The sequence below is a fragment of the Promicromonospora noduliphila genome (assembly GCF_056951025.1).
The window spans coordinates 4,260,168-4,278,590 of the sequence record NZ_CM167806.1 but is presented as its reverse complement, the minus strand read 5'-3'; the positions used below and the strand labels follow the sequence as shown (position 1 = coordinate 4,278,590).

14 protein-coding genes are annotated in these 18,423 nt (G+C 74.0%); 4 read left to right on the top strand and 10 right to left on the bottom strand.

The genetic code is table 11. The features are described from left to right. Nucleotides 1-48: 48 nt before the first annotated feature. The 10 genes from AC0QU1_RS18735 to AC0QU1_RS18690 form a co-directional block, all read right to left on the bottom strand. Nucleotides 49-1,155: a double zinc ribbon and FHA domain-containing protein gene (locus AC0QU1_RS18735; protein ID WP_483571483.1), complete on the bottom strand. Its 1,107-nt coding sequence runs from the start codon at nt 1,153-1,155 to the stop codon at nt 49-51. Then, nucleotides 1,152-2,459, bottom strand: coding sequence for a VWA domain-containing protein (locus AC0QU1_RS18730; RefSeq protein ID WP_483571482.1), 1,308 nt, complete (start codon nt 2,457-2,459; stop codon nt 1,152-1,154). Before AC0QU1_RS18730 ends, AC0QU1_RS18735 begins: the two co-directional genes overlap by 4 nt. A 26-nt stretch (nt 2,460-2,485) precedes the next feature. Then, complete coding sequence (locus AC0QU1_RS18725) at nt 2,486-3,601, bottom strand: PP2C family protein-serine/threonine phosphatase (RefSeq protein WP_483571481.1); 1,116 nt, start codon at nt 3,599-3,601, stop codon at nt 2,486-2,488. A 37-nt stretch (nt 3,602-3,638) separates the two neighbouring features. After that, the gene (locus tag AC0QU1_RS18720) at nt 3,639-5,924 is read right to left on the bottom strand and encodes a serine/threonine-protein kinase (RefSeq protein WP_483571480.1); all 2,286 of its coding nucleotides are present in this window, start codon (nt 5,922-5,924) and stop codon (nt 3,639-3,641) included. Then, nucleotides 5,921-7,024, bottom strand: a complete 1,104-nt coding sequence (locus AC0QU1_RS18715; protein WP_483571479.1) for a hypothetical protein — start codon at nt 7,022-7,024, stop codon at nt 5,921-5,923. The genes AC0QU1_RS18720 and AC0QU1_RS18715 overlap by 4 nt, the downstream gene beginning before the upstream one ends. After that, nucleotides 7,021-8,043: a glutamate ABC transporter substrate-binding protein gene (locus AC0QU1_RS18710; protein ID WP_483571478.1), complete on the bottom strand. Its 1,023-nt coding sequence runs from the start codon at nt 8,041-8,043 to the stop codon at nt 7,021-7,023. Before AC0QU1_RS18710 ends, AC0QU1_RS18715 begins: the two co-directional genes overlap by 4 nt. Beyond that, a complete protein-coding gene (locus AC0QU1_RS18705) occupies nt 8,040-9,356 on the bottom strand; it encodes a GlnX family signal transduction membrane protein (RefSeq protein ID WP_483571477.1) in 1,317 nt (438 codons plus the stop codon). Before AC0QU1_RS18705 ends, AC0QU1_RS18710 begins: the two co-directional genes overlap by 4 nt. Further along, the gene (locus AC0QU1_RS18700; protein ID WP_483571476.1) at nt 9,353-10,258 is read right to left on the bottom strand and encodes an AAA family ATPase; all 906 of its coding nucleotides are present in this window, start codon (nt 10,256-10,258) and stop codon (nt 9,353-9,355) included. The genes AC0QU1_RS18705 and AC0QU1_RS18700 overlap by 4 nt, the downstream gene beginning before the upstream one ends. 743 nt (nt 10,259-11,001) lie before the next feature. Beyond that, complete coding sequence (locus tag AC0QU1_RS18695) at nt 11,002-11,568, bottom strand: hypothetical protein (RefSeq protein WP_483571475.1); 567 nt, start codon at nt 11,566-11,568, stop codon at nt 11,002-11,004. An 8-nt stretch (nt 11,569-11,576) separates the two neighbouring features. Beyond that, entirely contained in the window at nt 11,577-12,794 is a 1,218-nt protein-coding gene (locus AC0QU1_RS18690) for a toxic anion resistance protein (protein ID WP_483571474.1), read from the bottom strand. Between the two features lie 502 nt (nt 12,795-13,296). Here AC0QU1_RS18690 and AC0QU1_RS18685 point away from each other — a divergent pair. Genes AC0QU1_RS18685 through AC0QU1_RS18670 form a run of 4 tightly spaced genes read left to right on the top strand, consistent with a single transcriptional unit; the run spans nt 13,297 to nt 18,414 of the window. After that, complete coding sequence (locus tag AC0QU1_RS18685; RefSeq protein ID WP_483571473.1) at nt 13,297-14,952, top strand: ABC transporter substrate-binding protein; 1,656 nt, start codon at nt 13,297-13,299, stop codon at nt 14,950-14,952. Then, nucleotides 14,949-15,932 (top strand): ABC transporter permease, encoded by a 984-nt coding sequence (locus AC0QU1_RS18680; RefSeq protein ID WP_483571472.1) that lies wholly within the window; start codon nt 14,949-14,951, stop codon nt 15,930-15,932. Before AC0QU1_RS18685 ends, AC0QU1_RS18680 begins: the two co-directional genes overlap by 4 nt. Next, complete coding sequence (locus AC0QU1_RS18675; RefSeq protein ID WP_483571471.1) at nt 15,929-16,795, top strand: ABC transporter permease; 867 nt, start codon at nt 15,929-15,931, stop codon at nt 16,793-16,795. Before AC0QU1_RS18680 ends, AC0QU1_RS18675 begins: the two co-directional genes overlap by 4 nt. Further along, nucleotides 16,792-18,414, top strand: coding sequence for a dipeptide ABC transporter ATP-binding protein (locus AC0QU1_RS18670; RefSeq protein ID WP_483571470.1), 1,623 nt, complete (start codon nt 16,792-16,794; stop codon nt 18,412-18,414). The genes AC0QU1_RS18675 and AC0QU1_RS18670 overlap by 4 nt, the downstream gene beginning before the upstream one ends. Nucleotides 18,415-18,423: the final 9 nt, after the last annotated feature.

The window sequence follows — 18,423 nt, the reverse complement described above, 5'->3', positions numbered from 1 at the left end:
GGTTCTCGCTTGGCCAGTGGGGTCGCCGAGTGAGGACCTCACGACCGATCAGGCCTCGCCCGGGAGCGCCTTGCGGATCACCAGGCGGGTCCACGCGCCGATGAAGACCCGGTCGTTCTCCTCCAGCTCCCTGCGCACGCCCTGCGTCAGCGGGTCGTCGGGGAGCGGGTCGCCCGCCGCGGCCACGAAGGTGCCGTTGGACGAGCCCAGGTCCTCCACCCACCAGCGCTGCCCGTCCGTGGTGAGCTGGCAGTGGCGCCGGGACACTCCCGGGTCGCTGCCGCAGTCGATGTCGGGCCGGATGCCGCGCGACCTCGACGGCCGGCCCACCAGCAGGCTGCGCTGCCGCAGCGTGACCAGGCCGGGCAGGCCCGCCGACGGCATGGGGTCCTCCGGCTGCTCGTGCGCGTACCAGTCCGGGTCCACCCAGATCTCGGCGACCCAGGCGTCGTCGCCGGGGACGGGCGGGGCGGCGAGGCCGCCGCCGGCCGCCGGCGTGCCACCTGTTGCTGGCATGCCGCCCGCCGCCGGTGTGCCGGACGACGCCGTGGGCGCGCCGGCCGACGCCGGGGACGTTCCGGTCGGTGCTGCTGGCGCGCCGCCCGACACGGCGCCGCCCGCCGCGTCGCCCGACACGGCGCCGCCCGCCGCGTCGCCCGACGTCGGGGTGCCTGATGCGACTCCGCCTGCCGCCGGAGCGCCCGCCTGGGCCCCCGGCTGCTGCCCGGCGGCCTGCTGCCCCGCGCTGCCCGCGGAAGCCGCCGCACCAGCACCTTGCGCCGACCCACCGGCCTGCTGCGCCGCCCCGCCCGTCTGCCCCGCCCCACCCGTCTGCCCCGCCCCACCCGTCTGCCCCGCCCCACCGATATCGCCGAGGTCCAGGCCGGATGCCGGAGGCGGGGGCGGCGCGGCCGGCGTGCCGGTCGTGAAGTCGTACCCGCAGTTCTCGCAGAACAGCGAGCCGGCGGGCGAGAGCTCGCCGCAGTTCGGGCAGGTCACGGGGCCGCCACCCTCGGCCGCCTCGGCCGGCTGGGCCTCGGCAGGCGTCGGGCCCGGCTCGCCGGCCGATCCCGCTCCGGACAGGATCGGCGTGCCGCACACGTCGCAGTAGTCGGTGGCCTGGCTGGTGTGTCCCTCCGGGCAGACGACGGTCATGCGCGCCGTACCCGGGTGGTCTTGGTGGAGGCGGTGTCGAGTGCCATCTCGTCCAGCTTGGCGGTGTTCCGCTTGAGCCGCACGGTGCCCTCCTCCTCGTTCTCCACCTCCACGATCTTGCGCAGGCGCGAGGTGGCCTCGTCGTTGCCGGTCTCGGCGGCGAGCTGCACGGCGCGGCCGAGCTTCACGGTCGCCGTCGCCTCGTCGCCCGCGGCCTTGGCGGCCAGGCCCTCCTGGATGGCCGAGGCGAGCTCCGCCTGGCCCGTGTAGTGCGCCACCTCGGGGCTGATCCGGGCGGTGAGCGTGGAGTCGTCCGACCACTTGGCCTTGACGAGGCCGGACGTCTGCACCTCCCCGCCGACGGCGATCTGCACGCGCGCCGCGAGCTGCTCCGAGCCCACCGGCTTGGCCGCCACACGGACCGCCACGTGGTAGTCCCGGGTCTCGTCGGCCCATGCACCCGTCGGGTAGCCGCTGGTTAGCGGGTTCACCTCGGTGCGGCGGCCCGTCAGGTCGTCGACCTCCGGGGCCACCTGCTTGACGAACAGCACCTGCGACCCCTGCGGCGCCCACACCCGCAGGTCCACCGAGGCGACGCCGCGGGACATCGACTTGCGCACCAGGGCGGAGAAGTCCTCCGCGATGTCCTCCGGCCGCGCGATGAGGTCCACGGTGCCGAGCAGCGCGGTCGAGATCTTGCGCAGCTCCTCGACCACCCAGCGGTCGCCGACGCCGCGGGCGTCGCACTGGAAGTGGCCCGTGACGTTGGCGATCATCTGGTCCAGGTGCATCGACGGCTCGGACTCGTTCTTGCCGTCGGTCAGCAGGATAAGGTGCTTCTGGGCCACGGGGACGGTGGCGAAGAGGTCGTCCGCGAGCCGCAGCCACGTCGAGATGGCCGTGCCTCCGCTCGCCGACATGGTCGAGATCGCGCGCTTGGCCTCGAAGCGGGCGCCTGGCTCCATGGCTACCATCGGCACCCGCGCGTTGGGGTAGGGGAAGATCCGCTGCGCGACGTGCGAGCCGCCGATGATGGCGAACAGCGTGCCGTCGGGGATCTGGTCCACCGCGACCGCCGCCGCGTGCTTGGCGGCCTCCATGTTGCGGCCCTGCATGGACCCGGACGTGTCGACGGCGACGATCTCTGCGACGCCGCTCGCCGCGGCGGCACCACCCGGCGCACCGGCGTCGGCGAGGGCGGCACCACCGGCGCCCGTGCAGGTCACGGACACGATGGCGTGCACGTCGGTGGCGCCGTCGGACAGGAACTCGTTCTGAAAGACCTCGGCGGAGAACTCGGCCACGGTGGCTCCTCTCGGGTAACGGCAGGCTAGCGCTGCTCGGTGACAGTCGGGGCGACACGGGCGAGCGCCGCGGTGATGTTGTCCCGTCCACCCTGCGCGTTGGCCCAGCGCACGAGCGCGGCCGACGCGGTGAGGGGGTCGCCGGAGCCCGCGAACCGGCGCACGAGGTCGCTCATCGCGTGCGCGTCGGAGCAGTAGTTCCACAGGCCGTCGGAGCAGACCAGCAGCCAGCCCGGCCCGGAGGGCACGGTGGCGGCGCACCGGGCGTCGGTGTCCGGAGCGTCGGGGCCGAGCCACCGGGTGATGGCGTGCGCCTGGGGTGACGCCTCCGCCTGGGCGCGCGGCACGCCCGCCGCGATCATCTCCTGCGCCCACGAGTCGTCGACGCTGAGCTGCTCGGCCGGGCCGGAGTCCGGCAGCCAGTACACGCGGGAGTCGCCCAGCCAGCCGGCGACCAGCAGGTCGTGGTCCACGACGGCGGCAACGAAGGTGCACGACGGCGGGTCGTCCGCCACGTCCTTCCCCTTCGTCGCTGCGAGCTGCTCCGCGACGCCCCGCACGGCCTGGCCCGCCGCGCGGGACGCCGCGACCATGGCGTCGGTCCACCCGGCGATGCGCCGGCTGGTCGCGCCCTCGACCGAGCTCGACCCCTCCGGCCCGTAGGCGACCAGCACGTCCCGTGCGGCCCGGCTCGCGGCGAGCGAGGCGACGTCGGAGTCCGGAGCGCTCGACACGCCGTCGCACACCACGAGGGCCGCGAAGGCGTCGCCCGTGGCGAGGGCCATCGCGTCCTCGTTGCGGGCGTGCCGCACGCCCCGGTCGCAGACGCCGGCGACCCAGCCCGCCGGGCGCTCCTCGAAGTGGTCGCGCTCGGACTGGCCGGGCGTGCCGCACTCGCTGCAGTACCCGTCGTCCGCGATGGTGCCGCCGCACGCGGCGCAGGGCCGGCGGGAGGACTCGCCCGTCGTGGGGTCGAGGTCGAGCACGAGGGGTGCCATCTCGAGGGTCACCTCGGAGGGGGCCACCCCGTCCGGGTCGACGTCGCCAAGCGGCGTGCCGCAGTTCTCGCAGAACCTGGCGTAGGGCGCCGCGTTCTCCCCGCACCGGGGGCAGCGGACGAGGACACTGTCGTCGGCGCTCATGACTGGTTCCCTCTCTCGCGTTCGTCGGGCGGCTCGCTCATCGCATCGTCCACCGCCGTACGGAGTTTGCCCGGTCGACGAGCGCCACGCGCTCCGAGCGGTCCTCCGTGAGGTGGGCGAGGTCGCGCAGGGCGAGCTCCAGGCGGTCCCGCAGCGCGGGCTCGTCGGCCTCCGCGCCGGCCACCAGGACGCTCCGGTCGGGGCCGTTCTCCATGACCAGGTCGAGCGCGCCGGCGAGCGCGTCCACGGTCACCTCGGCCCGCGGCCGGTCGGGGACGTGGGCGGTGTCCAGCCCCGCGACGGCGTCGGCCAGGTCGGTCAGGTCGCGGCGCGCCGCGACGAGCAGCCGAGCGCGCCGCAGGCGGGCGTCCGGGAAGGAGCCCCTGGTGGGGCCCACCAGGTCGAGGGCGTCGAGCGCGCCGTCGAGGTCGCCGCCGGCCGACCGGACGCGCGCGAGGCCGAACGCCGCAGCGCCGGTGTAGTTGGCGTCGGCGCGCGCGATGGTGCCGTAGAGCTGCTCGGCGACCCCCGGCTCGCCCGACACCTCGCAGGCGGTGGCGAGGGCGAGCTTCGGCGCCGGCTCGCCGGGTACCTGCCCGTAGACGGCGTTGAACGACGCGCGGGCCGCGGCCGGGTTGCCCTGCGCGAGGTGCCCGAGGCCCTCCATCCACGCGGCGCGCCACTCCCAGGGGTCGTGCTCGAGGATCTGCCCGACGGTCGTGCGCAGCAGGTCGGTGTCCCCTGCCTCGATCGCGACGCGCGCCCGGTCGAGCCGCACCTCGACGGTGTCCTCATCCGCCTCGGCGAGCGCCTCCAGCCGCTTGTCCGGGTCGTTGACGTTCACGCCGGCCAGGAAGGACGCCATCGGGTCGGACGAGTCCACCTTCAGCGCGGGGAGCTGGTCCCACTCCAGGGCGCCGTCCGCGCCGTCGAGCGGCGGCACGCCGAACAGGAGGGACTCCGCCGACGTCGTGGCGGTGTACCCGACGCCCTTGTTGATGGCGACCACCTCGCGCAGCACGCCGAGGAGCTGGACGCGGGCCTCGTCCACGGAGGCGAACCGGTCGGCGGGCGCGGGCGCGCAGGCCTTGGCGAGCCAGCGGTAGAGCGAGTCGTACTTCTGGAAGACGGGCGTGTCGGTGACGGGCGGGAAGGACGTCTGGTACACGGTGGTGTTGCCGCGGAAGTCGAGCACGAGGGACGCCAGCGTGCGGCCCAGCGTGAAGATGTCGGACGCGACGGACGGCCCGATCTCGGCCACCTCGGGCGCCTGGTAGCCGACGGTGCCGTAGATGGCGGACGTCAGGTCGTCGGCGCGGCGCACGCCGCCCAGGTCGATCAGCTTGACGCCGTCGCCCTGGGCGATGATGTTGTCCGGCTTGAAGTCGCAGTACAGCAGGTCGTGGTCGTGCAGGTAGCTGAAGGCGGGCAGCACCTCGAGGATGTACGCGATGGCCTGGTCCACGGGCAGCGGCCGGGGCTGTCCGCCGTCCTGGTCGCGGCGCTCCTTGAGCACGTCCTTGAGCGACTTGCCGCCCACGAACTCCATGACCGTGTAGCCGAGGCCCTCGTGCAGCACGAAGTTGAAGATCTCGACGATGAGCGGGTGCTCGACCTCCGCGAGGAACTGGCGCTCGGCGACGGCGGCCTCGTAGGCCTCCGTGTCGCCCGAGTTGAGCAGGCCCTTGAGCACCACCCACCGGCCGCTGACGTTGCGGTCGCGGGCCAGGTAGATCCAGCCGAGGCCGCCGTGGGCCAGGCAGCCCACCACCTCGTACTGCCGGCCCACGAGGTCGCCGGCCTTGAGCGCGGGCGCGAAGTCGTAGCGCGCGCCGCAGTGCCCGCAGAACCCGGCGATGCGGCCGGGCACGCCGTCCCGCGCCCGGCCGACGGGCTGCCCGCACGAGGGGCAGTACCGCTTGCTCTCGGCGAGCTCCGGCGTGGCCATGACGGCCTGCAGCGGGTCGGCCACGGGCGTGTGCGGCACCGTGGTCAGGCCGGCGCCGAGGCGGTGCCCGCGCAGGCGCGTCGAGCCGGTGCCCACGCGGCGCGTCTGGTAGGTGCCCGACGACACGCGCGCCGAGCCGAGGGCGGTCGAGGCGAGGCGGGACGAGCTGGTGCGCCCCGTCGCGGGCTGCCCCATGCTCCCGGCCGACCCGGGCGAGCGCACGGTGTCGGCGTCGTCGCCGGAGCCCCACGACGCCGCGACGGCGGCGAGCGCGTCGCCCGCCGGGTTGCCGCCGGCGGGCGCCCCGCAGACGTTGCAGTAGCCGTCCTCGATGGTGCCGGGGCAGCCCGGTTCGGCGCAGGCCTGTGTCGTCATCGGTGTCCCTCCGGGAGATCGCGCACCAGCGTCTCGAGCTGCTCGGTGAAGTGCCGTGCCAGGGCCAGGTCGCAGGGGGTGGCGTCGAGCGCCTCGCGCACCTCGTCCTCGCCCGCCTTCACGGCCGACGACGACGCCCGCCCGTTGCCATGGGCCTTCGTCATCAGGTTCTTGACGCGATAGCGCAGCTCGGCGCGCTCGCGCAGGGGCGCTGTGTAGGCGTCCTCCACCCGCGCCATGGCGCGCTCGACGGCGCCCAGCCGCTTGACGTACGTCGCGAGCCGGTCCTGCTCGGCCGGCACGTCGCCGAGGCGGCTCACGTCCGGGATCGCGAGCCGCGGCGGGTCGGCGATCTCCCGGCGGCAGCGCTCGGCGACCTGCGCGAGCACGGGCGCGCGGTCCGCGAGGCTGGTGCGCAGCGCGACGGCGCGCTCCCGGTCCTTGGCCAGCGCCCGGCTCCGGGCCGTGGCCACGATGAGGTCCCGCTCGGTGCGCGCGACGTCGTCCTCCAGCGCGCCGAGCGGTCCGGTGACGTCGGCGCCGCGGGCGGCGTCGGCCTTGAGGCGGGCCAGGCGGTCGCGCAGGCGGGCGACGGCGGCGTCGTCCTCGGTGTCCGCCGTGGCGTGTGCGGCGTCCTCCGCCCGGACGATGCCCGCCGCGACCGCGCGCAGGCGGGCCGTGACGTCGGCGGCGTGCGGGTCGAAGGACAGCCGGGTGGCGAGCTGGTCGGCCTGGGCGTCGCACAGCCGGGCGGCGTCGACCAGGGAGAGGAGCGAGGTCGCCGGGTCGCCGCCCAGGCGGCCCCAGATGAGCTGGGACATGCGCTCGCGCGCCACGACGTCGGCCCGGCCGGAGTCCCACACGGTGACCAGCTCGTCCGTGCGCGTGCGCACGGCCTGCCACAGGGTGAGGGCGAGCACGACGTCGGCGGTGACGGCGTCCGCGCCGGACTGGCGGGCGGCGCTGTCCAGCCGGTCCAGGTCGGCGCGGCGCGCGTCGAGCCACGACTGGAGGTCGGACAGGTAGGCGAGGAGCTCGGCCGGCTCCGCCGCTACGCCGAGGGCGCCGGGCGGCGCCGGCGCGCGCTGGGTCCTGCTCACGGCGTCCGTCCGTACACGGGCTCGGGCGCGTCGGGGGCGGGGCCGAGGGCGTCGCCCAGCCAGCGGTCGTAGGACTCCTCCCACCGTCCGTCGGCCACCATCTCCTCCAGCACGCCGTTGACGAACCGCACCATGTCCGGCTGGTCGGCGGGGATGCCCACGCCGTACGGCTCGTCGCTCACGGCGTCGCCCACGACCTCCGCGTACGGGTCCTGGGCCGCGAACCCGGCCAGGACGGTGTCGTCGCCCGTGATGGCGTCCACCTCGCCCTGCTGGAACAGCACGAGGCACGTGGTGTGGGTGGCGGCGGGCACGGCCTCGACGCCCTCCCACTCCGACAGGCGCTCCAGGGTGGTGGTGCTCTCCGGCGCGCAGACCCGCTGCCCGGCCAGGTCGTCGATGCTCTCGACGTCGGAGGTCGACGGCACCAGCAGCTTCTGGCCCGCGTGGTAGTACTCCGCCGAGAACGCGATGTTCTCCCAGCGGTCGCAGTTGATCGTGAAGGCGCGCGTCACGATGTCCACCTCGTGCTCCTGCAACAGGGTCTCGCGGTCGCCCGAGGTGATGACGCGGTACTGGATCCGGTCCGGGTCGCCGAAGATCGCGTCGGCGATCTCGCGGGCCACGTCGATGTCGAAGCCCTCGATGTCGCCGGAGAACGGGTTGCGCGAGCCCATGAGCAGGGTGTCCGCCGAGACGCCCACCTCAAGCACGCCGCGCTCCCGGATGGCCGCCATCGTGGAGCCGGACGTGACCTCCGGGCTGCCCTCCGGGTCCAGCGATGCGACGGCGGGCCGCCCGTCGGCGCAGTCCTGGGCGGCCGCGGCCGCGCCGGACGCCGCCCGGCCCGCCGCCTGCGGCGCCGACCCCTCGGCCGACTCCTGGACGGACGAGCCCGCCCCGGCCGCGCCCGTCAGGAGCTGCGTCGTGGACTGGGGCGCGCACGCCGCCGTCGTGCCGACGACGGCGAGCGCCACGAGGGCGGTGACTATCGGTCTGCGGGTGGCGCGGGGGCTCATCGGTACTCCTTCAGGCGGACGTTCATCCCGGTGGCCGCTGCGACCGCGCCGGCGACGCCGAGCACGAGCGCGACCCAGGCGGCGACCAGGGCGGTGGTCGCGGCGGAGCCGAGCCGGTCGACCGCCTCCGCGCTCGTGGTCTCGACGTCGGCGCGGGCCTGGTCGGAGAACGCGGTGAAGGCGGCGCCCGCCGAGTCGTCGGCCGTGGAGGTCGCCGCCGCGACCGCGTCCTCCCACTCGCCGCCGTCGTCCAGCTCGCGGATCTCGGCGTGCCGCGTGTCCCACTCGTTCAGCAGGGCCGGGAGGTCGGAGCCGGTGCCGGTGGCGTTCTCCGCCTCGCCCAGGAGGTTCTGGGCCTCGGCGACCGACGCCTGGTACGACTCCTCGAACTCGGCGCCCGAACCGCGCTTGATCAGCGTGAACGACTCCATCGACTTGGCGTCGGTGGCGAGCGACAGGGCCTGCGACGTCGCGACCGTCGCCGCGTACGGGCCGCTCGCGACCGACCGCGCGACGCCGTTGCCGCCCAGCACGGCCGCCGCCGCCACGATGCCGCCCACCAGCAGGGCGACGCTCGCGGCCGCGAGCCCGTTGTTCAGCACGCGGTGCGTGCGCCGCGCGAGCCAGAGCTGGACAGCGCCGAGCGCCACCAGGGCCAGCAGCACGAACAGGAGCAACGCCTGGGTGAGGGAGACGGAGCCCAGGTCGGCGTCGACCCGCTCGGACGTGGAGACCGCCACCTCGTCGAGGGTGGGCAGCACCTCGTCGCGCAGCGCGGCGGAGGCCTGGTCCAGGTAGGCGGCGCCGACCGGGAAGCCCTGCCGGTTGTTCGCCCGGGCGGACTCGACCAGGCCCGCGTACCGCTGCACCGAGTCGGACACCGTGGCCAGGTCGGCCGCCTCCGTGCCCCGCGCGGTCGAGGCCAGCGTGGGCACCGCCTGCGCGGCCTGCGACAGGCTCGCCTCGTAGCGCTCGCGCGCCGCGGCGGGCTCCAGGCCGCCGACGAGGAACGCGTTGGTGGCCGTCGCGTCCGCCGAGACCAGGTGGTTGCGCAGCTCCTGCGTGCCGACGAGCTGGGCGGCGTCGCGCTGCGCGTCCCGGAGCGCTGTCGACTGGCTGCTGCCCGCCAGGAACCCGGTCACCCCCAGCAGGAGGCAGGCCACGACGGCGACGGTGGTGGCCAGCGCCAGCCGGCCCGGGGTGGTCGCCAGCTCGGCCGAGAGTCGGGCGCCGACCGAGCGGCGGGCGACGGCGCCGTCGGGTGGCGTGCCGGGGGTGACGGGCCGGCCGCTCGTCGTCGGCGGCGCGGTCACGGGGTGGCCTCGCTGTCTGTGCCGATGTCCACGACATCCTCCAGGTCTTCCGGGACCAGCGTGCGGAGCTGGTCCACCGTCGGTCGTTCAACGTCCCGCAGGCGCCAGGCGTGCCGGGCGATCGCGGAGTCGAGCACGTTGCGGGCCCAGCGCCCGTTGCCGAAGCCCTCGCCGCGCGGCTGGTCCGCCGCGAGGCGGTCGAAGCGTTCGAGCGTGGCGGGCTGCGGCTCGAAGTCGGCGGACCGGGCCATGGCCGCGAAGATCCGCCGCAGCTCCGCGGCGGAGTAGTCCTCGAACGTGATGGTCCGGGAGAACCGGCTCTCCAGGCCCGGGTTGGTGCCGACGAACCTCGCCATGGGGCCGGGGTAGCCCGCCACGATCACCACGAGGTCGTCTCGGTGGTCCTCCATGTCCTTGACCAGGGTGTCCACGGCCTCGCGGCCGTACTGGTCCTCGGCCAGCGCGTACGCCTCGTCGATGAACAGCACGCCACCCAGGGCACGCTGGACGACGGCGGTGGTCTTCTCGGCGGTCTGGCCCAGGTAGCCCGCGACCAGCTCGGAGCGGTCGACCTCCACGAGGTGGCCCTTGTCGAGCAGGCCCAGTGCGCGGTAGATGCCGGCTACCAGGCGGCCGACCGTGGTCTTGCCGGTGCCGGGGTTGCCGACGAAGACCAGGTGGCGGGTGAGGGTCGGGGAGGTGAGGCCTGCTTCCGATCTCAGGCGTTCTATGCGGAGGAGTTCGGTCTGGTGGTGGATCTCGTTCTTGACGCTTGCCAGGCCTATGAGCTGGTCTAGCTCTTCTAGGAGCTGGTCCAGGGTCTTTTCTTGCTTCTCGGCTGGCTTGGTTTCCTCGGCTGGGGCGGCCGTGGGGTCCGAGATACCGCGGCCGGATGCGTTCACGGGCCCCAGGGGGCCCTCCACTTCGGGAAAAGATACATCCGGCCGCGGTATCTCGGACCCCACGGCCTCTTCTGGTTCGTCGCCTTCTGCGGTGGGTCGAGTGCCCGGCTGGAGTGGGTGGGTTGCGCCGGGTGGGGTCGGTGGCAGTGGCGCGTTCAGGGTGGGGGTGGTTGGCCGGGGGGTCGGTGTCTTGGTGCTGGTTCTGCCTGCTGCTGCGCTGCGGTGGACTGCCTTGGTGCCCTCGGCGGCTGCTATGGCGCTGATGCTGGGGGTGCCCAGGGTGGCGGCGGCGTCGACTACCGCGGCCAGGGCCTCGGCGTAGCGGGGGGCGTGCTGTGGGGCGTTCGCGATGAGGGCGTTGAGCAGGTCTGTGGGGGCGGAGCGCCAGCGGCGGGCGCTGATTGCGGCGTCGAAGAAAGGTTGCAGGGTGCTCGCGGGCGGCGTCGGGGTGCTCGCGGGTGGCGTCCGGGTGGGCGTGGGCGACGGCGGGTGGGTGGATGCGTGGGTGCCGTGGCTTGGCGTCGGCGGGGCGGCCGTTGCCGTGGCCGTCAGCCAGTCTGTTGGGGCGCCTGGGGATGACTCTGCTACTGCGGCGGCCAGGCTTGCGCCCTCGGTGCGGGCTGTTCGGGCGTCCAGGCCGGCGGCGGTGGCGGCTGTGGCGAGGGCGTCGAGGGCGGCGGCCAGCGCCGTCGTGCTCGCGGGGCCTTTGCCCGGGGTGCTTGCAGAGCCTTCGCCCGGGGTGGTCACGGGGCCTCCAGGGGCGGGGGGCCCGACGTCGTGCCGGTCGTGCCGGGGAGGGTCAGGCCGCCTGAGGTGCCGAACTTCTCCTCCAGGAAGCGGCCGTGGGCCACGAGGGCTACGGCGTCGGCGCGGGAGACGGCGTCCGAGATCTTGTCGATGGTGGCGCCCAGCAGGTCGAGCTGGTCGCACAGGATCATCAGCGACGTCTTGCCGCGGTCCACGACGCGCCGGTCGGCGAAGTCGCGGGGGAGGCGCAGGTAGGCGTCGACGGCCTCGGGCAGGTAGCTCGTCGCCGTGGCGACGACGGTGTGCGCCTGCTGGGAGCCTGCGCCCAGCCGGTCGAGGCGCGGAGCCATCTCGTGCACGGTCTCGGCCACGCGCTGCACCCGGGCCGTGACCGCGGCGGGCGCCTTGCCCGAGACGCGGGCCATGACGGCGTCGACGGACGTCACGATCTGCTCGGTCGTGGGCGGGGCCGGGACCGCGACGGGCTGCTCCTCCTCCTGCGCGCGCCCGCCGCCGAAGATCCGCTGCCACCAGCCCATGCGCTGCTCCGAGCGTGCCGCCACGGGGCCCGTCACCGGGTGCCGAGGTCGAGCGAGCCGCCCACCACGCCCTCGGTGTCGGTGCGCTTGGCCCGCTCCACGTACTCGGCGGCCTTGGTGGTCTCGGTCTGCAGCACGCCGATGGTCTGCGACATCGAGTCGAGCGCCCGGGTCTTGAAGTCGCTGATCGAGTCCATCGTGGCGTAGATGTTTGCGAACGCCGCCTGGAGCTGCTCGATGCCGACGGTCGAGCTCGCGGCCTGCTCCTGGATGTTCGCGGACTGGTCGGCGAGCATCTTGGACGTCGAGGCGATCATGTTCGACGTCGTGGTGTTCAGGGCGCCGATCTGGTCGAGCACCAGCTTCTGGTTCGCCAGGGCCTGCGCCACGATGACGGCGGTGCGCAGTGCCGAGACCGTCGTGGTGGTCGCGCGGTCGACGCCCTTGGTGAGCTCGACGTTGTTCTTGATGATGATGTCGATCGCGAGGTAGCCCTGGATCGAGACGGCGAGCTGGGTGAGCAGGTCCTGGTGCTTCTGGCGCACGTAGAACAGGACGTCCTCGGACAGCGCCTTGGCCCGGTCGGGGTCGGTGGCCTGCAGCTCGGCGATCTTCGCGGAGAGCTGGGCGTCGAGCCGCTCGGCCACGTAGATGTACTGGTTGAGCCGGGTCATCGTGTCCCAGAGGTTCTGCTTCTCCAGGTTGAGCGCCGCGTTGTCCTTGCGCAGCTCGTCCTGCCCGTTGTACAGCGCCTGGATGATGGCGTTGAGCTGGCCCTGGGCGGACTCGTAGCGGCGGAAGTAGTCCTGGATCCTGTCCCCGAACGGGATGACGCCGAGGATCTTGCGGCCCACGCTCGCCTCGGACGGGTCGAGGCCCTCCACCGTGCGGCGCAGCTCCAGCAGGGTCTGGCCCACCTTGGAGCCGTCGGCGAGGCCGCCCTCCTTGAGCGCCCGGACGGGCGTGGCCAGCAGCCGGTTGCTGGAGTCAGCGGCCTGGCGGATGTCCTGGTCACCCATGGTGCGCACGTCGTCGGCCCGCCGGGCGAACTCGGGGCTCTTGGTGTCGGTGCTGAGCAGGCCGTCCAGGTAGGTGGTCACCTTCTGGTCGAGGGCCGGCGCCACGGCGGGGTCCACCTTGGGCGCCATCTTCGGCGCCTGCGTGGTCGCGACCGGCTGCACCGGGTCCGGAGCGGTGAGCACGAGGGGCTCGGCGGGGGCGGGCGGTTGAAGCGGCATCGGCTCGGTCATCGGTGCTCCTCGTGATAGGGCGTCCGAACCCGGCGAGTATATGCGGGGAGCCCTTCCTGCCGGGAGGAAAACGCCTGGGTGCCGGGGTGAGAACGAGGGGGTGTCCGGGAGAGTTCCCGATGCCCGCCGGACGGGGCGCATGTTCGACGAGTGCTCTCGTGGACATGCAGGGAAAGACTTCGTCCCGGGGTTGTGTTGCGGTGAGTCGACGATGTCTACTCGCCGCAACGCGCCCTCGGGAGGAACCGTTCTCCGGGGGTTTCTCCCGGGGGTGTGGAAGCACATCTCCCGGTGGAGCACATCTCCTGAGAGTGTGGAAGTCTCCTCCAGGGATGCAGAAGCGCGGAAGGGATGCAGAAGCGCGGACGTGGAGGTGTCTCGCCCGCCGTGTGGCGCGCCTCACCTCGTGCCAGTCTGCGGAATACCGCCCCCGAGGCCTGCAGTTTGGCAGCATGAACGGAGTCGTTCGGAACCACCTTCCAGACAGGATGTACACGAAGCCATGCCCTCGCGCCGGTTCTCCCGCCCGCGTGCCGCCGTCGTCGTCACGGCAGCCGTAGCCCTCCTGCTCGCCGCCTGCTCACCCGGGGGAGGGACGACGGCGGAGCCGTCGGGCGAGCCGGTGTCGGGCGGCACCCTCACGTACGCGTCGGGCGACGCCGAGCCGTCGTGCCTCGACCCGCACGTGGGCGGCAACTACCCGCAGGCGCTCATCGCCACGCAGTACCTGGAGTCGCTCGTGTCGCTGGACGAGGACGGCGAGGTCATCCCGTGGCTCGCCACCGAGTGGACCGAGAGCGACGACGGCCTGGCGTGGGAGTTCACCCTGCGCGACGACGTGACGTTCACCGACGGCACCCCGTTCGACGCCGAGGCCGTCGCCGCGAACATCGCGCACGTGCAGGACCCGGCCACGGCGTCGTCGACCGGCTACCTCGCCCTGGCGAAGATCGAGGAAGTGGTCCCCGTCGAAGACCACGTGGTCCGGCTGGAGCTCAGCGCCCCCGACTCCGCGCTGCTGGAGTCGCTGTCGCAGGTGTGGGTGGCGATGGAGTCGCCGAAGGCCCTGGAGCGCAGCCAGGAGGAGAACTGCGCCGCGCCGGTCGGCACCGGGCCGTTCGTCGTCGACCAGTGGGAGCGGCAGGACTCGGTGACCCTGGTGCGGAACGACGACTACAACTCACCGCCCGCCGATGCCGAGGGCAGCGGGCTGCCGTACCTCGACTCGATCGTGTGGCGGTTCATCCCGGACTCCGCGAGCCGCTACGCCGCGCTCCAGTCCGGCGAGGTGCAGGTGATCGACAACGCGCAGCCCGACACGATCCGGTCGGCCGAGTCCGACGACGCGATCGAGGAGCTGGACGCCCCGCGCCCCGGCGCGGCCAACCGCATCGAGCTCAACTCGGGCAAGGCGCCGTTCGACGACGAGCGCGTGCGCGAGGCGTTCATCCGTTCGGTGAACGTCGACTCCGGCATCGAGAGCCTGTTCTTCGGGACCGCCGAGCGCTCCTACTCGCCGCTGTCGAGCGTCGAGCCGCTCGGCCTGAGCCTGCCCGACCTGTTCACCGTCGACACCGACGCCGCCGCCGACCTGCTGGACGAGGCCGGCTGGGACGAGCGGGACGCCGAGGGCTACCGGGTCAAGGACGGTGAGCGGCTCACCCTCGACTTCCCGGTGAGCACCAACCAGTCCATCCCGGCCGAGCAGTCCCTGTTCGAGCAGATCCAGGCGGACGCGAAGACGGCGGGCTTCGAGGTCAGGCTGCATCCGCTGGACCTGTCGAGCTGGTACGGCGCGCTGGCCGAGAACGACTACAACCTGGTGAGCGCCCCGTACACGAAGGTGGGCCCGGACGTGCTGCGCATCCTGTACCACTCCGCCAGCATCGAGCCGGCGCCGAGCGGCTACTTCGCGAACCTGGCACAGGTGGACGACCCGGCCCTGGACGACCTGCTCACCCGGGCCTCCGCGACGAGCAACGCCGACGAGCGGGCGAGCCTCTACGAGCAGGCCCAGCGGATCATCCTGGAGGGCTACTACATCCTGCCGCTGTACGACCAGCAGAACCACTTCCTGCGCTCGTCGACCGTGCAGGGGCTGCGCGCGATGCCCACGGTGTCCACGCCGACCTTCGCCGGGGCTTGGCTGGCGCCTTGACGCTTCCGGTCCCCACCACCGGGGCGCGCAGGAGCCCGGTGCCGGGCAACCGGCGCTGGCTGCTCCTGCGCGCGGGCGGGGTCGTCTTCGTGCTCTGGGCCGCCGCGACCATCACGTTCTTCGCCCTCCGGCTGATCCCCGGCGACCCGGCGGAGGCGATCCTCGGCGGCCCCGGCTCGCAGGCCGGGCCGGAGGCGCTGGCGCAGGTGCGCCGCGAGTACGGCCTCGACCAGCCGCTCGTGGTGCAGTACCTGACCTACCTCGGGCGGCTCGTGGTGGGCGACCTGGGCCAGTCGTACTCCCTGCACAAGCCCGTGGCGACGGCGATAGGGGAACAGTTCGGCGCCACGCTCGCGCTCGCCCTGTGCTCGCTCGCCCTGGCCTGGGCGCTCGCGTGCGGGCTCGCGGCCTGGAGCGTGCGGGGCGGGCGGGTCGCGTGGGCCATCGGCTCGGGGCTCGAGCTCGTCGCGGCGGCCGTGCCGCACTTCTGGCTCGCGACCGTGCTGATCCTGTTCTTCAGCCTCACCCTCGGCATCCTCCCGCCGGTCAGCGTGCCGGGGCCGCTCGGCATCGTGCTGCCCGCCCTCACCATGGCGATCCCCCTGGCTGGGTTCCTCGGCCAGGTCATGCGCGAGTCGCTGCTGACGGCGATGGAGTCGCCCTTCGTCACCACGGCCAGGGCCCGCGGCGAGAGCGAGGTGCGGATCTTCTGGCGGCACACCCTGCGGCACGCCGCGATCCCCGCCGTCGGGCTCTCCGGCTGGGCCTTCGGGTCGCTGATCAGCGGTGCCGTGGTCGTGGAGTCCGTGTTCGCGCGCCAGGGCCTCGGGCGCAGCCTGCTGTCCGCGGTCCAGCTCCGCGACGTCACGCTCGTGACCGGCATCGTGCTCGTGGTGGCGCTCGCGTACACGGTCATGACCCTGGTCACCGACGTGGCCGACCGGCTCATCGACCCGCGCACGAGGGCGGTGACCGAATGAGCGGGCCGGGCGCCGTCGTCGTCCGCGGTGCGCGTGCTGCTCTTGCGCGTGCCGCCGGGTTCCGGCCCACCGTCGCCGAGGCGCTCGCCGGGCTGGTGCTCCTGCTCCTGGTCGTCGCGGCGCTCTGGCCGAGCCTCCTCGCCCCGGGTGACCCGCTCGCCGTCTCGCACGCCGACGCGTTCCAGCCGCCGTCGGCGGCGCACCTGTTCGGCACCGACGAGTCCGGCCGCGACATCTACACGCGCGTGGTGCACGGCGCGTCCGACTCGCTCCTGATCGGCGTGCTCGCCACGGGTATCGGCATCGGCCTCGCGGTGGTGCTCGGCTTCCTGGCGGGGCTCGGCCCGCGCTGGCTCGACTTCGGCACCACCCGGTTCGTGGAGGTACTGTTCGCCTTCCCCGGCCTGCTGCTCGCGCTGCTCTTCATCGTGGTCACCGGGCCGGGCGTCCTGAGCTCGACGATCGCCGTCGGCCTGGCCACCGCGCCCGGCTACGCGCGGATCATCCGCTCCCAGGTGCGGCGGACGGCGTCCGCGGAGTTCGTCGAGGCCGCCCGGGTGCTGGGGCGCGGGCGGCTGTGGATCGTGGCCCACCACATCCTGCCGAACGTCACCGCCGCGCTGTTCGTGCTGGCCACCCTCGGCCTCGGGCAGGCGGTCATCTGGGTGTCGTCGCTGAGCTACCTGGGCCTGGGCGCCGTCCCGCCCGCCGCCGAGTGGGGCGCGATGCTCGCCGCCGGCCGCACCTACATCGCGAACTTCTGGTGGATGACGTTCTTCCCCGGCCTCGCGATCGTCGCCAGCGCGGCGGCGGCGACCGTGGTCGGGCGCGGGGTCCAGAAGCGGAACAGGAGCGCGTCGTGACGGCGCCGGTGCTGGACGTCCGGGACCTGGTGGTGGAGTTCTCCGGACGGCGCGTCGTCGACGGGGTGAGCCTCCAGGTCGCGGCTGGCGAGTGCGTGGCGATCGTCGGCGAGTCCGGCTCGGGCAAGAGCGTCACCGCGCGCAGCATCCTCGGCCTGGCCGGGGAGGGCGCGCGGGTCTCGGCCGCCCGGCTGACCGTCGCGGGGCAGGACGTGCGCACGCTCTCGGGGCGGCGCCTGCGCCGGCTGCGCGGCGGCACGGTCGGCCTGATCGCGCAGGACGCGCTCGTCTCCCTCGACCCCCTGCGGCCCATCGGCCGCGAGATCGGCGACACGCTCGCCCTGCACACCGACCTCGACGCCGCCGCGCGGCGCGCGCGGACCATCGAGCTGCTCGACCGGGTAGGCCTGGACGACGCCGCGCTGCGGGCGGGCCAGCGCCCGGGACAGCTCTCCGGCGGGCAGCGCCAGCGGGCCCTCATCGCGGCGGGCATCGCGGGCGGCCCGCGGCTCCTCGTCGCCGACGAGCCCACCACCGCGCTCGACCAGCCCGTCCAGGCCGGGGTGCTCCGGCTGCTGGGCGAGCTGCGCGACGACGGCGTCGGCGTGCTGCTGATCAGCCATGACCTGTCGGTCGTCCTGGGCGTCGCGGACCGGGTGCTGGTCATGACCGACGGCGTGGTGGTCGAGGAGGGGACGCCCGCCGAGGTGTTCGAGCGGCCGCGCCACCCGTACACCCGCACGCTCGTGGACGCCGTCCCGGCGGGGCGGCCGCGGGGGACGGCGTTGGTGGGTGGGGCGGCTGGTGCTGGTGTTGGCGGCGTGGGCGCCGGGCGGGGGCCCGGCGCCGAACTGCTGGCGGCGCGCGGGCTCTCGCGGACCTTTCACGTCGCCGGACGGGAGATCGTTGCCGCCGACGACGTGTCGCTCACGCTCCGGGCGGGCCGGACCCTCGGGCTGGTCGGCGAGTCCGGGTCCGGCAAGTCCACCACCGCCCGGCTCCTGCTCGGGCTCGAACGGCCGGACGCCGGCGAGGTCACCCTGCTCGGCGAGCCCTGGAGCCCGCTGCCCGAGGCCGAGCGCCGCCCACGCCGTCCGCTCCTCGGGGCCGTGTTCCAGGACGCGCTCAGCTCGTTCGACCCGCGGTGGACCGTCGGCGCGATCCTCGCGGACGCCGTCACCCGCGGCCGGTCGGTCCGGCCGGGACCCGTGCGCGCGGAGGTGTCGGCCCTGCTGGACACGGTGGGCCTCGACCCGGCGCTGGCCACCCGGCGCCCGCTGCACCTGTCGGGCGGGCAGCGGCAGCGGGTCGCCGTCGCGCGGGCGCTCGCGGCCGACCCCCGGGTGCTCGTGCTGGACGAGCCGGTCTCCGCGCTCGACGTCTCGGTCCAGGCGCAGGTGCTCGACCTGCTCGACCGGCTCCAGCGCGAGCGCGACCTCGCCTACCTGCTCATCACCCACGACCTGGGCGTCGCGCTGCACATGAGCGACGACGTCGCGGTGATGCAGTCCGGGCGCATCGTGGAGTCCGGGCCTGCGGCGACGGTCTTCGACGACCCGGAGCACCCGTACGCGCGGCGGCTGCGGGACACGCTGGCGCCGATTCCCCTCGACGGGTGACCCGGCGTC